General features: G+C 60.0%; 13 protein-coding genes and 1 pseudogene. 7 read left to right on the forward strand and 7 right to left on the reverse strand.

Translation table 11 applies throughout. The annotated features are described in order from the left end of the window. Positions 1-58: 58 nt before the first annotated feature. Positions 59-1,047, reverse strand: a pseudogene (locus tag AC0L7L_RS11095) (Gfo/Idh/MocA family protein). 167 nt (positions 1,048-1,214) lie between these two features. Here AC0L7L_RS11095 and AC0L7L_RS11100 point away from each other — a divergent pair. Both AC0L7L_RS11100 and AC0L7L_RS11105 read left to right on the forward strand, forming a co-directional pair. Next, entirely contained in the window at positions 1,215-2,165 is a 951-nt protein-coding gene (locus tag AC0L7L_RS11100; protein ID WP_473509017.1) for an aldo/keto reductase, read from the forward strand. Further along, complete coding sequence (locus tag AC0L7L_RS11105) at positions 2,162-2,614, forward strand: GNAT family N-acetyltransferase (RefSeq protein ID WP_272211975.1); 453 nt, start codon at positions 2,162-2,164, stop codon at positions 2,612-2,614. Before AC0L7L_RS11100 ends, AC0L7L_RS11105 begins: the two co-directional genes overlap by 4 nt. 7 nt (positions 2,615-2,621) lie before the next feature. Here AC0L7L_RS11105 and upp read toward each other — a convergent pair whose 3' ends face one another. The 6 genes from upp to AC0L7L_RS11135 form a co-directional block, all read right to left on the reverse strand. Beyond that, a complete protein-coding gene (upp, locus tag AC0L7L_RS11110) occupies positions 2,622-3,251 on the reverse strand; it encodes a uracil phosphoribosyltransferase (RefSeq protein ID WP_473513889.1) in 630 nt (209 codons plus the stop codon). Between the two features lie 114 nt (positions 3,252-3,365). Continuing rightward, entirely contained in the window at positions 3,366-4,334 is a 969-nt protein-coding gene (locus AC0L7L_RS11115) for an adenosine deaminase (protein ID WP_473509019.1), read from the reverse strand. Continuing rightward, complete coding sequence (locus tag AC0L7L_RS11120) at positions 4,331-5,551, reverse strand: phosphopentomutase (protein ID WP_473509021.1); 1,221 nt, start codon at positions 5,549-5,551, stop codon at positions 4,331-4,333. Before AC0L7L_RS11120 ends, AC0L7L_RS11115 begins: the two co-directional genes overlap by 4 nt. A gap of 249 nt (positions 5,552-5,800) precedes the next feature. Next, positions 5,801-6,577 carry a Stf0 family sulfotransferase gene (locus AC0L7L_RS11125; protein WP_473509023.1) on the reverse strand — a complete coding sequence of 259 codons (777 nt, stop codon included), beginning with the start codon at positions 6,575-6,577 and terminating at the stop codon, positions 5,801-5,803. A gap of 115 nt (positions 6,578-6,692) precedes the next feature. Beyond that, the gene (locus AC0L7L_RS11130) at positions 6,693-7,934 is read right to left on the reverse strand and encodes a Zn-dependent hydrolase (protein WP_272211978.1); all 1,242 of its coding nucleotides are present in this window, start codon (positions 7,932-7,934) and stop codon (positions 6,693-6,695) included. A 217-nt stretch (positions 7,935-8,151) separates the two neighbouring features. Then, entirely contained in the window at positions 8,152-8,667 is a 516-nt protein-coding gene (locus AC0L7L_RS11135) for a DUF4142 domain-containing protein (protein ID WP_473509025.1), read from the reverse strand. Between the two features lie 288 nt (positions 8,668-8,955). Between AC0L7L_RS11135 and AC0L7L_RS11140 the strand changes: the two genes are divergently transcribed. The 5 genes from AC0L7L_RS11140 (at position 8,956) to AC0L7L_RS11160 (ending at position 15,362) form a co-directional block, all read left to right on the forward strand. Then, entirely contained in the window at positions 8,956-10,515 is a 1,560-nt protein-coding gene (locus AC0L7L_RS11140) for an ABC transporter substrate-binding protein (protein ID WP_473509027.1), read from the forward strand. 177 nt (positions 10,516-10,692) lie between these two features. After that, positions 10,693-11,637, forward strand: coding sequence for an ABC transporter permease (locus AC0L7L_RS11145; protein WP_272211980.1), 945 nt, complete (start codon positions 10,693-10,695; stop codon positions 11,635-11,637). After that, positions 11,637-13,577: a dipeptide/oligopeptide/nickel ABC transporter permease/ATP-binding protein gene (locus tag AC0L7L_RS11150; RefSeq protein WP_473509029.1), complete on the forward strand. Its 1,941-nt coding sequence runs from the start codon at positions 11,637-11,639 to the stop codon at positions 13,575-13,577. Before AC0L7L_RS11145 ends, AC0L7L_RS11150 begins: the two co-directional genes overlap by 1 nt. After that, a complete protein-coding gene (locus AC0L7L_RS11155; RefSeq protein WP_272211981.1) occupies positions 13,570-14,559 on the forward strand; it encodes an ABC transporter ATP-binding protein in 990 nt (329 codons plus the stop codon). The genes AC0L7L_RS11150 and AC0L7L_RS11155 overlap by 8 nt, the downstream gene beginning before the upstream one ends. Then, positions 14,556-15,362, forward strand: a complete 807-nt coding sequence (locus AC0L7L_RS11160; protein ID WP_473509031.1) for a FadR/GntR family transcriptional regulator — start codon at positions 14,556-14,558, stop codon at positions 15,360-15,362. The genes AC0L7L_RS11155 and AC0L7L_RS11160 overlap by 4 nt, the downstream gene beginning before the upstream one ends. Positions 15,363-15,365: the final 3 nt, after the last annotated feature.

Below are 15,365 nucleotides of genomic sequence, written 5' to 3' on the forward strand. Positions count from 1 at the left end.
AGGATGACGTCCGTAGAATGGAGAGGTTTGTTATCAGCCTGCCCCCGAAGCAATTTGATCAGACGGTTTCCCACCCGCCATCCAATTTGCCGGCGCGGTAGATCGCGTCAATCACGCGCTGGTTCTTCACCGACTCCTCAAGCGTGAACACTTCGACCTTTTCCCCGGTCGCGGCTCTAGAGAATGCCTCGACCTCGCGGACATACTGACGGCTGTCCTGAAAACGGAAGGTCTGAGTTTCCGAATGGCTCTGGTTGGAGAGCAGAACCGATTCCTCCCCCAGCGATCGGCATTGAAGGGAGAGAGCACTTCAATCAGGCCTTCAGTGCCGTGGAAAGCCATGGTCTGCCGGTTTGCAAGCTGGGTCGAGATGTAAAAACTTGTCTCGAAGCCAGGGAACTCCGCCCGAACAGAGGCATAGATATCCGTGCCGAATTCACTGTCATAGCGCACATTTGCCTGAAGCCGCTCAGGCTCAGCACCGGTCGCAAACCGCGTGGTCACCGTCGGGTAGACGCCGATATCGGGCAGACCGCCGCCGCCGAGTGCGGGAATATTGCGCATGTTGGAGGCATCGCGCAGGAAGTAGGAGAACGCGCCCTGAACATGCTGAAGCTCGCCGATGGCACCATCGGCAATCAGCGCACGCACCTTTTGCCACACCGGCGCATAGGTGACCATGAAGGCCTCGCTGATCAGCACCTTGTTGCGGTCGCGCGCGGCAATCACCGGAGCGATATCCTCAGCCTTCAGCGCCAGTGGCTTTTCGACCAGAACATGCTTTCCCGCATCTGCCGCCTTGATTGCCCATTCCACATGCTGGGATGTGGGCAGGGGAATATAAACCGCGTCAATCACATCGCTTGCCAGCATCTCGTCGTAGGATGCAAAGGCATGCGGCGCGCCAAAACGGGTCGCCATGGCCTGAGCCCGTTCGAGATCGCGACTGGCGACGGCCGAAAGCACCGCATTGTCGGCATCGACGATTGCCGGCACAACGAGCTCACGACCGATCTTGGCGGTCGAAACAATTCCAAAACGCAACATAGGGTTTCCTCACCTGTTATTTCAGGCAACAGCATAGAAACCGGCCGGGACGTGTGCAAGCCGATCTGATGCCAGTCCTGCACTTCCCGCTTCAACCATTGCATTGTCATCCAGCCCGGGGAACCTTACGTTGGGTTCACGATATGATCATCACCCGGGAGAAAATCATGCACAAACGAAGACTAGGCCGAACGAATATCGAAATATCGCCCGTTGTCTTCGGCGGCAATGTATTCGGCTGGACAGCGGATGAGCAGACATCCTTTGCGCTTCTGGATCGCTTTGTCGGCGCAGGCTTCAACGCAATCGATACCGCAGATGTCTATTCCGCCTGGGTCGATGGCAACAAGGGTGGAGAGTCGGAGATCATCATCGGCAACTGGCTGAAGCGCGCCGGTGTCCCGCGTGAGGATGTCGTCATCATCACCAAGGTCGGTTCCGAAATGGGGCCCGGCAAGAAAGGCCTCAAAGAAGACTGGATCATGGAGGCGGTGGAGGATTCTCTGCGCAGGCTACAGACAGATTATCTCGACGTCTATCTTGCCCATTGGCCGGATCCCGATACCGACTATGACGAAACCATCGGCGCCTTCACAAGGCTGCGCGAGCAGGGCAAGGTCAGGGCCATCGGAGCATCCAACCTTGATGCCGGGCAGCTTGCGGAAGCACTCAGGGTCGCCGAACACACAGGGCGTGCGCGTTACGATGTGCTGCAGCCGGAATATAACCTTTATGACCGTTCCGGCTTCGAGGGCGCGCTGGCCGAACTCTGTGTCGAGCACGATATCGGCGTCATCACCTATTTCAGCCTTGCATCCGGATTTCTGACCGGAAAATACAAATCGGCCGGGGATGCCGAAGGTCAGGCCCGCGGGGGGCATGTCGCGAAATACTTCGATGAGCGCGGCACACGCATTCTTGCAGCCCTTGAAACCGTTGCGTCAGAAACAGGCGAACACCCCGCGGCAATCGCGCTTGCATGGCTGATGACACGGCGCGGCGTCACCGCGCCGATCGCCAGCGCCTCGCGGCCTGAGCAGATGGATACCCTGCTGCGAGCGCCGGATATCGAACTTTCCCAGGAGGCGCTGCAACGGCTTCAGGAGGCCGGCGAATGAGCGAGATCAGCATTCGTGCTGCCGCCGCCGATGACAAGGCGGACTGGCTTGAGCTATGGCAGGGCTACCTGACCTTCTATGGTTCGGGTATCGGGCGAGATGTGACGGAAACGACCTGGTCGCGGATTATCGACCCGGTTGTCCCCGTTTTCACCCGGCTGGCGATAGTCGATGACAGGCCGGTAGGCTTTGCCACCTGCATTCTGCATCCCCGCACATGGGCGATTGAACCGGCCTGCTACCTGGAAGACCTGTTCGTCGACGATAACCATCGCGGGCGCGGCATCGGGGCACGGCTGATCGACGATCTGATAGCAATGGGCCGGCGCGATGGCTGGACCAATCTCTACTGGCACACCAACAGCGACAACGAGACCGCGCGCCGGCTTTATGACCACTACGACAAGGCCGATGATTTCGTGCGGTACCGGCTGCCTTTAACGCCGTGACAGCACCTTACTTGGTGCCGTACATCCGGTCGCCGGCATCGCCCAGCCCCGGAACGATATAGCCTTTTTCGTTCAGATGGCTGTCGATGGCGGCCGTGTAAACGGGAACATCTGGATGGCTGTTGCGAAAGTGTTCAATGCCTTCCGGGGCTGCCAGCAGGCAGAGGAAGCGGATATTCGAAACGCCGCGTTCCTTCAGCCGATCAACGGCCGCGATTGACGAGTTGCCGGTCGCCAGCATCGGATCGACTACGATCACCAACCGTTCGCCGATATCTTCCGGCGCCTTGAAGAAATACTCGATCGCCTCAAGCGTTTCATGATCGCGGTAAACCCCAATATGGGAGACACGCGCCGACGGCACGAGATCGAGCATGCCTTCAAGAAGACCGTTTCCGGCGCGCAGGATCGAGGCAAAGACCAGCTTTTTGCCTTCCAGAACCGGCGCTTGCATCGTCGTCACTGGAGTCTCGATGGTTTCCATCTTCAACTCGAGATCGCGCGTCACCTCATAGCAGAGCAGGGTGGAAATCTCCCTGAGCAGCCTGCGGAAGCTTGCCGTCGACGTATCCTTCTGACGCATCTTCGTCAGCTTGTGTTGAACCAAGGGGTGGTCGATGACCGTAACGCCGTCCATGAGCTTCAATCCCGCTTTCATATTTTCCTGCTGAAATTGTATATGACGCAAAAGGCACCTGTGCAGCAAGCACCGCGCCCGCCTACCCGCAGAAACGCCTCTTTTTCCACCGTTTCAGCGCTCAAGCTGCGTGTAAAGTTTCGCGCGCGTCGTTTCGTCGACGAACGCAGCCGCAATTGCCGTACGCGTCATGGTGGCGATCTCGCCGGCTGAAAACCCCATCTCGCTCTCTGCCACCGCATATTCGCGGGCAAGCGTGGTGTCGAAGAAAGGCGGGTCATCGGAATTGAGCGTCACCTGGACGCCTGCATCGAACAATTGGCGCAGCGGATGGGAATGGAAATCGGGATAGACGGAAAGCGCGACATTGGAACCCGGACAGACCTCGAGCACGACGCCCTCATCGGCAAGCCGCCTGACAAGCTCAGGGTCTTCAACGGCCCGCACGCCATGGCCGATCCGATCCGGGCGGACCAGATCCAGCGCGTCGCGCACCGAACCCGGCCCGCAGACTTCGCCGGCATGAATTGTCAGCTTCAGGCCGCCGTCGCGCGCAATATCGAAGGCGCGGGCATAGTCTGCCACGCGGCCCATGCGTTCGTCACCGGCCATATTGAAGCCTGTCAGAAGCGGAAACCCGCAGGAAACGGCATAGCGCGCGGCACCCTCGACCTGCTCAGGCCCCATGTGCCGCTCGCCGATCATCACCATCCGGCATTCAATGCCGGTCTTCGCCTTCGCCGCCGCGATTCCGGCGGAGATCGCCTGCATATAGCCATCTCTGGAAAGACCGGCGGCAAGCCCCTGTTCGGGTGAAACGAACAGCTCGGAATAAATTGTGCCCTCTGCTGCAAGCTCACCGAGATAGGCTTCGGCCAAGGCCGCGAAATCGTCTTCCGAACGGAACACATTGGCGATGGCCGCATAGCAGGCGATGAAGCTGGAAAAGTCGTGCCAGCGATAGCGGCCATCACGCAAATAGGCGGAAAGATCAAGGCCGTATTTATCGGCCAACCGGGCTGCAAGAGCTGGCGGGGTTGCCCCTTCGATATGGCAGTGAAGTTCGGCTTTCGGTGTTTTCACAGGAACGATACTCCGTGTTTGCCGGGAGAAAGCCCGAGATGGCGTGCAATGGTCTCGCCGATATCGGCATAGGTCTCGCGAATGCCGAGAGAGCCCGGAGCAACGCCCGGGCCGAAGACCAGAACCGGCACGCGCTCGCGGGTGTGATCTGAGCCGCGCCATGTCGGATCGCAGCCGTGATCGGCGGTCAGCACAGCGATGTCGCCGGGCCTCATCCGCCCTGCGATTTCTCCGACGCGGGCATCAAAAGCCTCAAGCGCTGCCGCATAGCCCGGCACGTCGCGGCGGTGACCGTAAACCATGTCGAAATCAACCAGATTGGTGAACACCAGATCGCCCTCGCCCGCCTCATCCATTGCCCTCAGGCTGGCGGAGACAAGCGCGTCATTGCCGTCGGCCTTGGTCAGCCGCGACACGCCCTTACCGGCAAAAATATCTGAAATCTTGCCGACGGCCAGGACGTTGCGCCCGGCTGCCATCAACCGGTCCAGCAATGTCTCTTCCGGCGGCGCGATCGAGAAATCGCGGCGATTGCCGGTGCGCTTGAAGGTCTCCACCGTTTCGCCGATGAAGGGGCGCGCAATCACCCGGCCGATGTTCAGATCATAAGTCAGTTCCCGCACGGTCTCGCAAAGTTTCAGCAGCCGGTCGAGACCGAAATGATATTCGTGAGCGGCGATCTGAAACACACTGTCGGCGGAGGTGTAGAAGATCGGCCGGCGGGTCCAGACATGCTCCTGACCGAAGCGCTTGATGATGTCCGTTCCCGAAGCATGACAATTGCCGAGACTGCCGGAAATACCCGCTTCGCGATAGATCACCTCCAGAAGGTCGGCCGGAAAGCACTGCTTCTGATCCGGGAAATAGCCCCAGTCGAACATCACCGGCGTTCCTGCAATCTCCCAATGGCCCGACGGTGTATCCTTGCCGCGTGACACCTCGCTTGCCGCACCGTAACGCCCGAAAAGCCGCTCGGGCTTTTCCATGCCGGCTGGATAATGCCTTGTGGCAAGCTTTGCAGCCTCCAGAAGACCGAGCGCGGCAAGATTGGGCAGTTTGAGGGGGCCGGATCGCAATCCCTGCCGGTCGCCAAGCCCGGCGGCGCAGAACTCCGCGATATGGCCCAGCGTATCGGCACCGAGATCGCCATAGGCCCGGGCATCCGGCGCACCGCCAATACCGAAGGAATCAAGAACGTAGAGAAAGGCACGAGCCATGCGGTCCATTCCGTGAGTTTCGAATACGCATATCTATCGCCTGCCTTCCAGCTTGGCAAACGATCGGACATGGCCCGTTAGGGCCTGCGCAGACCGAGATGGGAACACGTCCCGGCGACCATGCGTTTCATTAAATAGTAACCATGTATTTTAACCCCGCGGGAAGGCAAACGCGCCATGATGACTGCCACCGAAGCAGCCAGAGCAAGACCTGTCATGCGGCAACGATATGAACACCGGACCGGCGTCCTAGGCCAGAGCGCCGAATTCGCCCTGATCGCAGGCGTCGTGCTGGCGGCGATCATCGCTGTCAGCTTCGCGGCCTTCCAGTTTTATTCGGTGATCTGAAGGCGCAGCCTTTCCGTCAAGGCCGAGCGTCAGCAGCACTGTGCGCAAAGTCTCGCGCGGCCAATGCGACAGCGCATCGTAATCGATCCGCAGCGGCGCTATGCCCTCGCGCGACAGCCAGTCCTCCCACGCGCGCTCATAGCCGGTCATCGTCTCGTACCACTTCATCAGCGCCGGACCGTCATAAACCGGTTCGCTATGCGGCGCAGTGCGCTCCAGTTCACCGCCATCAGACGCCACATGCCACAGCCCGGTCTGCTCCGCCTTCACACAGGAGACCGCCTGGGCAACCTTGTCGGCTCGCGAGAGATAGATGAACAGAGTGCGGCCGAAGGCCGCCTCGATGCGCGCCTTGTCGCTCGTCCGACCGGGATGGAGAACCGCCAGTTTTTCCTTGAAATAGTCGAGACTGCCGCGCTGCATGCGAAGGCCGAACATGTCTGTGTCTCCACTGCCCTCGGCGATAGCCGCAGCAAATACGCGGGCAAGGGCCGAACGCTCGTCCTCGCCGAGGATCTCAGCCACATGATGGCTTTTCTGCCATGCGGCGAGCGACGGGCGATGAAAAAGGGAATCCGGGTTGCCGCTCATACCGGTGGCGGCGAGCAGCTTGCAAAGCAATGTACTGCCGCTGCGCGGCGAGGTGCAGATGATGTAGCTATCGTATCGGGCGGTCATGGCGGCTATTTCTCGATGGAATCAAAACGCTGGACTGAACGAGAACGGGCTTCCGCGTTGTGCGTCCGAACCTTTATTGCCGTAGCAGAGTGCGGGTTCACGGGCCATGGTTTTGTCAGTTCGAGCAAAGCCGCAGCAAAACTGCCAGCATCAGTTCCGCGCCCTTTTCGATATCGGCCCACTCGGAATATTCCTCCGGCGCATGCGAAATGCCGTTGCGGCTCGGGATGAAGATCATGGCGGATGGGCAAAGCGCCATCATCGTTTGAGCATCATGGCCGGCCCCGGAGATCATCCGTTTTGCCGGAAGGCTCAGTTGTCCCGCTGCCTCGGACAGGAGATTGACAAGGTCGGCGTTAAAGGCGACCGGCGGAATGAAGCTCTTTTCCTCAATCTCGTACGCCAGACCATGGGCCTCCGCACTAACCGCCGTGACATAACCGAACAGCGTCTGCAAACCGCGCATCACGGTTTCTGAAGCATCGCGGATAATCACCGAGAATACCGCCTCGCCGGGCACCGTGTGCGGATGGTTGGGAAAAAGCTCCACCTTTCCGATGGTGATACGGGCAATGTCGGAACGCGATTTTTCGATCATCGCCGGAATTTGCGTGGCGATCTCCGCAAGACCCGCAAAGGCATCGGCGCGCATATCCATCGGCGTCGTGCCGGAGTGGTTGGCAGTTCCCTTCAGCGTCACCTGAAGGTTGAGGATCCCGGTCGCTCCTTCCGGCAGGCCTATCGCAAGCCCCTCGCGTTCCAGCACCGGCCCCTGCTCGATGTGAAGCTCCAGAAATCCCCGAACAGAGCCGGCCGGCCGGGCCGCATTCATGACAGCCTGCGGATCAAGCCCCTGCGCACGCATCGCATCGCTCAGAAGCACGCCATCGGCATCTGCCGCGTTTGCCAGCCATTCCGGCGTCACCAGCCCGGCAATCGCCTGCGCGCCCAGCATACCGCCGAAACGCCCCTCCTCTTCGGAGGTTGCAACGACCTCCACCGGGATGGACGGTTCAAAACCCGCCTGTTTCATCGCCCGCACGCATTCAAGCGCGACAGCCACGCCGAGCGATCCGTCAAATGCGCCGCCATCAACGACGGTATCGAGGTGCGAGCCAACCATGATCGAGGGTACCTCAGCGTCACCATAGCGCCCGAAAACCGAGTTTGCGCCATCGCGGGTGACGGCAAGCCCATCCTTTGCCATTTCACCGGCGAACCAGTCTCTCACCGCCATGTCGGCATCGGAGAAACCGGGCCGGTTGAAGCCGCCGCCTGTCCCGCCCGCACCAAAGCCATTGACGCCGTCAAGAAGCGCCCTGAGCCGCCTGGAATTAATTTTCGGTTTGCTGCTCATCATAAAGGCCTCCCCATTTGTTTGCCGCATGACGGCTTCGTCTTTGGGGAATTTATTATGATAATTTCCGCCAAGTCGCAAACGCGGCATCTGAAACTGACGGCCTTTTAAGAGTCAGATGTCCGCCCTGCCATGCTTGCGCCACCACCGGCTTTGCCGCGGTATTGCAGGCGGCGTAGCGGACACGGCTGCGCTCCCGAACGCATGGATTGGGCGTTTAGGTTGCCATGCTGTTGCGTGCGGCGTGCAGCATGACCAGGTGCGATTCGATGAAGGGCACCAGGATAGTGGCGATGGTTGTATCCATGCCGGCCTTGCCTTCCTTGACACGCTGCTTCTGAATTTTCAGCAACTCTTCATGGCCGTCGATTTCACTCCTGAGATACAGCCGGTCGAATTTCGTGCCGGGATCCATTGCCTTCAGTTTTTTCAGCGTGTCGGCAAGCGTTTCCGGACGGTCGGGCTTGGCCGCTCCGGCGCCCAGCAGCAGACCGCCCACGGCGGAGGTCTCCTCCTGTTCCAGCCGCGCGAAATGTTGCACCATGGGATGAACAGCCTTGTTGACCGCCAGCTTGGAAATATCGCCGGAGAACAACCCGATTGTAAGTGTGCTGCTGGCATAGTTCGACGTCACGATATTGGCATTGGCCACCATCGGCGCGAGCCCGGTGAACGCTGCGGCCATGGCGCCGCCGATCATCATCTGGCGGCGGTTGAGATTTGGCGTGGTCATGTTGGTGTGCCTTCCGTTTTTCAGAACAAGCCGGAAAACGATGTTTGATATCCAAGCTCGTTGCCCGCGGTAGAAAGCCCCGCTTCATGACAATTTAAAGGCGATAAACCAGCCCCTGTAGCAATGGTGATTTTATTTCCGCCGCTGCTGCTCTTCTGTAACCCATTGAGTTCAATACAAGATCTATTCCAACAGGTGAAACAGGTTGCAATTTATTATGATCAATCCTTGTAAATTACAAAATTTTCATAATTAATTAACCAAACACCAACAGAGGAGAACCGATAGATGAAACGCCTTCTCGCCGCCGCGTTTGCAGCCGCATCGCTGGCCTTTGCCGCGCCAGCCCTTGCGCAGACGCCGCCCAATGTTCTGATCGTCGGCCAGATTGCCGAGCCGAAATCGCTCGACCCCGCCGTTGACACAGCCGTCAATGATTTCCGCATTCTGGTGAACATGTATGACGGTCTTGTGCGCTACAAGGATGGCACGCTCGAAGTCGAGCCCGCACTTGCGACAAGTTGGGAAATCTCCGAAGACGGCAAGACCTATACCTTCAAGCTGCGCGAGGACGTCACGTTTCATGACGGTTCACCCTTCAACGCCGATGCGGTGAAGTTCAACTTCGAGCGCATGCTGAACGAAGACCACCCGTTTTATGACACCGGGCCGTTTCCGCTGTCCTTCTTCTTCTCCTCTATCGACACTGTCGAGGCCGTCGACGACATGACGGTGAAGTTCACGCTGTCGGAGCCCTATGCTCCGTTTCTGTCAAACCTTGCCTACCCGACAGGCCTGATCGTATCGCCCTCGGCGGTTGAGGAATATGGCGCCGATTTCGGCCGCAACCCTTCCGGCACAGGCGCGTTCAAATTCGAGGAGTGGGCCCCCAATTCCAGGGTCGTCGTAACGAAAAATGCAGATTACTGGGATGGCGCACCGCCGCTTGAGGCCGTCGTTTTCCGCCCCGTCACCGATGCCAACACCCGCGTTGCCGAAATGATGTCTGGCGGCCTTGACGTGATGGTCGAGGTTCCCCCGGATTCGCTGTCGCAGTTTTCGGACAATGATCGCTATCAGGTTTACGAACAGGCGGGTCCGCACCTCTGGTTTCTGATCCTGAACATGAAGGATGGCGTTTTCGCCGACAAGAAGATCCGTCAGGCGGTCAACTATGCCATCAACAAGGAAGCCATCGTCAACGACATTCTGCAAGGTACGGCCGAAGTGGCCGCAGGCCCGACGCCGCCGGCTTTCGCATGGGCCTATGACGACAGCCTGTCGCCCTACCCGTACGACCCGGAAAAGGCGAAATCGCTTCTGGAAGAGGCCGGGTATGACGGCTCGGAGCTGACCTTCTACGTCACCGAAGGCGGTTCGGGCATGCTGGAGCCGCAGGCCATGGCAACCCAGATCCAGGCTGACCTCGAGGCCGTTGACATGCCGGTTGCCATCGAGACCTATGAATGGAATACCTTCCTCGGCAAGGTGAACCCTGGCCTTGAAGGCGAAGCCGACATGGCGGAAATGGCTTGGATGACGAACGACCCGGACACCCTGCCTTTCCTGGCGCTCAGAACCGACGCCTTCCCCGACAAGGGCGGTTTTAACTCCGGCTATTATTCCAATCCAGAGGTCGACAAGCTTCTGGAAGAGGCCCGCACGGCCACTGATCAGGACAGGCGCGCCGAGCTTTACAAGGAAATGCAGGCGATCGTGCACGATGATGCGCCCTGGGCCTTCATCGCCAATTGGAAGCAGAACGCCGTGACCAAGGCCAGCGTCGAAAACTTCAAGCTGCAGCCGTCCTTCTTCCTGCTGCTGCAGGACGTTTCCAAGCCGAACTGAGTGACTTTGGGAAGGTCGTTTCGACAGTTCTTGTCTGGCGCTGTTGTTATGTGACCTTCCCCCATTCGTCGTCATCCTCGGACTTGACCCGAGGGTGGCGCAGAGGGTGGGGCAACGGTTTCGGCGGCCTCGATATCCTCCTGTTCCGCGCAAGCGCTTTCACACGGAGAACACGTCATGGCCCAATATATCCTGCGGCGGCTCTTGACCGTCATCCCGGTCCTTCTGGGCCTGACCGTGATCGTCTTCGCCATCATGGCGATGATCCCCGGCGATCCGGCAACGGCCATTCTGGGGTCTTATGCGACGCCGGAAAATGTCGACCGCGTCAACCGGGCGCTTGGTCTCGACAAGCCGCTGGTTCAGCAATATTTCATCTGGCTCGGCAATATTCTCCAGGGCGATTTCGGCCGCTCCTATACCCAGAACCGGCCGGTCATCGACATCATCACCGAGCGTTTTGGCAATACCCTGATCCTCGCCGGCACCTCGCTTGTTCTGTGTTCCGTTCTCGGTCTGCTTGCCGGTATCGTCTCGGCGGTGCGCCAGTACGGCGCGACCGACAAGCTGGTCACCTTGTTTGTGCTGATCGGCATTTCCATTCCCTCGTTCTGGCTTGGTCTGCTGCTGATCCTGCTATTTGCCGTCAAGCTGCAATGGCTGCCCGCCAGCGGCATGTATGCGATCTATGGCGGAGGCGGCCCGATAGACCTTCTGAAACACCTGATCCTGCCGGCCTTCACGCTTTCCGTGGTAGCAACCGGCGTTGTGGCGCGGCTGACGCGCACCTCTATGCTGGAGGTGCTGCGGCAAGATTACATCCGCACCGCCCGCGCCAAGGGGCTGAAGGAGCGCCGCGTGATCATGCGCCACGCCTTCAAGGCCGCGCTTGTTTCCGTCATTCCCGTGCTCGGCATACAGGCCGGTTTCGTGCTCGGCGGCGCGGTCTATATCGAGACCGTGTTCCAGTGGCCCGGCATCGGCTCGATGCTGGTGACCGCGATTTCCACCCGTGACCTGCTGACGGTTCAGGGCGGGGTTCTGATCGTCGCTGCAGCCTATGTGCTGTTCAATCTGGTCGCCGATGTCGTCCAGACCATGCTTGACCCGAGGTTGCGCTGATGACAGATGCCTCTGCAAACACCGCCCCCGCCAAGCCGGCGAAAAAGAGCGGTCGACCGAGCGCCCTCAAGCTGCTTCTCAACAACACACTGGCAACCGGCGGACTGATCGTCTTTGCCATCATCATCGTGATCGCGCTTCTGGCGCCGATCCTGCCGTTGCAGCCGCCGAATGTGACGGATCCCTCCGTGCGCCTTTCGCCACCGCTGACCGACGGCCATCTGCTGGGCACCGATGCGCTTGGCCGCGATCTGCTGTCACGCCTCATCTGGGGCACCCGCGTCAGCCTTGCCGTCGGCGTTTCAGCCACCTTGATTGCAGCCTTTTTCGGCTCGCTGATCGGGCTTGTGGCGGGCTATGCCGGTGGCCGCACCGACAATATCCTGATGCGCGGCATCGATATGGTCATGGCCTTTCCCTATATCCTGCTGGCGCTCGCCATTGTGGCCGTGCTCGGCCCCGGCCTGCTGAACGCGCTTTACGCCATAGCGGTCGTCAATATCCCCTTCTTCGCCAGAAACATTCGCGGCATGACGCTCGGCCTTTCGCGGCGGGAGTTTGTTGACGCAGCGCGATTGTCCGGCAAATCGCATTTTGCGATCCTGTTCGGCGAAGTGCTGCCGAACGTGCTGCCGGTGATCATCATCACCATGTCGACCACCATCGGCTGGATGATCCTGGAAACCGCCGGGCTTTCGTTTCTGGGCCTTGGCGCCCAGCCGCCCCAGGCCGATCTCGGTTCGATGCTCGGCGACGGCCGCAAGGTGTTGTTCACCGATGCCTACGTCTCCATGGTTCCGGGGCTGATGATCTTTGCTCTGGTGATGAGCATCAATCTTCTCGGCGACGGTATTCGCGACGTGCTCGATCCCCGGCTGAAATCCGGCGCGCTGGCCCGGCCCGGCGCACGCACCGCCGTCAAACGCGAAGATACGCCCGCACGCGGCCAGAAGCCGGGAACGGTTCTGGACGTTCAGGACATGCGCACCGAATTCCATATCGGCGGCAGCATCTACAAGGCTGTCGGCGGCATCGACATACATATGCGCCAGGGCGAATGCGTCGGCCTTGTCGGCGAATCGGGCTCCGGTAAATCAGTCACCGCAATGTCGCTGATGGGGCTGGTGCCGACGCCGCCCGGACGCATTGCCGGCGGCGCGGCATGGCTCGACAATGAGGACCTGTTTGCCGCAAGTGATGAGCGCATTCGTCAGTTGCGCGGCGGCGCTGTCTCCCATGTGTTTCAGGATCCGCTTTCCACACTGCATCCGCTGTTCACCGTCGGCGATCAGTTGGTCGAGGCCATTCAGGCACACCAGCCGCTCTCGAAAAAGAAGGCGCGCGAGAAGGCGGCAGCACTTCTGGAATCGGTTCGCATCCCCAATGCGCCCGAGCGGTTGAAGGCCTTTCCGCACGAACTTTCCGGCGGCATGCGCCAGCGCATCTCGATTGCCATGGCACTTGCCAACGACGCCAAGGTGATCATCGCCGACGAACCAACGACAGCGCTCGATGTCACCGTGCAGGCGCAGATCCTCGAACTGATGCACGGGCTGCGCAAGCAGCGCGATACCGCGATCCTGTTCATCACCCATGATTTTGGCGTGGTCTCTGCCATCTGCGACCGGGTGGCGGTGATGTATGCCGGACGCATCGTCGAGACCGGCACCACCGAGGAAATCCTTGAACGCCCCGCCCACCCCTATACGTCCAAACTGATCGAATGCGTGCCAGTGCTTGGCGAGCCGGACCGCCGGCTTGACGCCATTGAGGGCCGCCCTCCCGTGGTCAACAACCTGCCGGACGGCTGCGCCTTCGCGGACCGCTGTCCCTTCGTTCAGGAGGACTGTCGCAAGGGCGATATTGCCATGACAGCGCTTGGCGAAGAACGCGGCGTGCGCTGCCTGCATCCGCTCAACCGGGAGAACGCCGATGGCTGATGACGTATTGATTGCGATCGATCGTGCCGAGCGTACTTTCGGCGGCGGCAAGACGCTGTTCGGCAAGAAGCTCCCGGCCGTCCATGCGGTGCAGGATGTCTCCATAGACGTCAAGAAAGGCGAGACGCTCGGCATTGTCGGCGAGAGCGGCTGTGGCAAATCCACACTCGCCCGGCTTCTCTCCGGTCTTGATATCCCGACGGGCGGCACGATCACATTCGAGGGCAAGGACCTTGCCGAAGAAGCCCGGAAGAACCCGCGCGCATTGGCCCGTCAGGTGCAGTATGTGTTTCAGGACCCGGTTTCCTCGCTCAATCCGAGAAAGCGGGTCCGCACAATTCTGGAAGCCCCGCTCATTCACCTTCTCGGCCTGAAGAAGGCCGAACGGGAGACGCGGCTTGAGGAACTGATGAACGCCGTCAATCTGGCGCCGGAGTTTCTCGATCGCTACCCGCATGAGTTTTCCGGTGGCCAGGCCCAGCGCATCGGCATTGCCCGCGCGCTCGCTGCCAATCCGGAGGTGATCGTGCTGGATGAGCCGGTGTCAGCGCTCGATGTCTCGGTGCAGGCGCAGGTGCTGAATATTCTCGATGACCTCAAAGCGCGGTTCGGGCTCACATATCTGTTCATCAGCCATGATCTTTCGGTGGTGGAATCGATCTCCGACAGGGTGGCAGTGATGTATTTCGGGCGCATCGTTGAACTGGGAACACGCGATTCTGTATTTTCCGGGGCGCTCCACCCCTATACACATCTTCTGTTGAATTCCGCCCCGGCGCCCGGCAGAAAGGCCGTTTCCGGCGGTGATCGGGAGGCCGAACTGCCGGACCCCTATAATCCTCCGCCGGGCTGCGCGTTCTTCGCCCGGTGTCCCAACGGAACGGAGCAATGCCAGCGCTCTGTTCCGCCGATCGACGAGGCGATGGGCGAAGCAGGCCACAAGGCCGCCTGCTTTTACCCGATGACGAAAAGGACGGCATGAGCAATCCCAGTCTTGAAAGCCGGCAGGCCTTCGGCCCGCCTTTGGCGGAGAAGAAACGCAAACGGCCCGATGTCATCGCCGATATGTTGCGTGAACGCATGATCGATGCGGACCTCAAACCCGGCGACCGCATGCCAGCGGAATGGCTCGGACCCGGTTTCCTGCGCGCTTCCCGCGGCACGGTGCGGGAAGCCTTGAAGATACTCGAATTCCAGGGCCTGATCGCATCAAAGACCGGCCCCGGCGGCGGCATCTTCATCCGCGCTGTCCAGCCCGCCGAAGCGATCCAGACTGTCACCAGCCTGTTTCTCCAGGCCCCGCCTTCGATTGCCGATATCTACGCGCTGCGCAAGACACTCGAGCCGCAGCTTGCCGCCGATGCAGCACTGCACCTGCCGTCGGGTGCCACCAAAACGCTGCAGGACAAGATCAGGCTTTATGAAGGGCAGGCAGAAACGGCGGAACAGGAATATGTCCAGAGGCTCGCCGAGCTGGATTTCCATGCCGAACTGGCGCGCCATGCGCAAAACCCGGTTCTGGGCTTCACCTGCGGTCTGTTGCTGAACCTGTTGCGCGATCTGCCGGCTTGCCGCGCCATCTATCAGGAACCCAATCCGGGCCTGCGCGAAACCGGTATTTTCTACCAGATCGAGCTGATCAAGGCGATCCGCGCCAGGGACAGCGAAAAGGCCCGAGCCATCATGGCGGAACATATGGCGGAGGCAGAGGCTTACATGCTGGAAAGGGCGCGCCTCAACGCGATGCGGAACCAGCGCGACGGAAAAGATGACCCGACGAAGTGACAG

Source organism: Martelella sp. K41-7 (assembly GCF_055808365.1).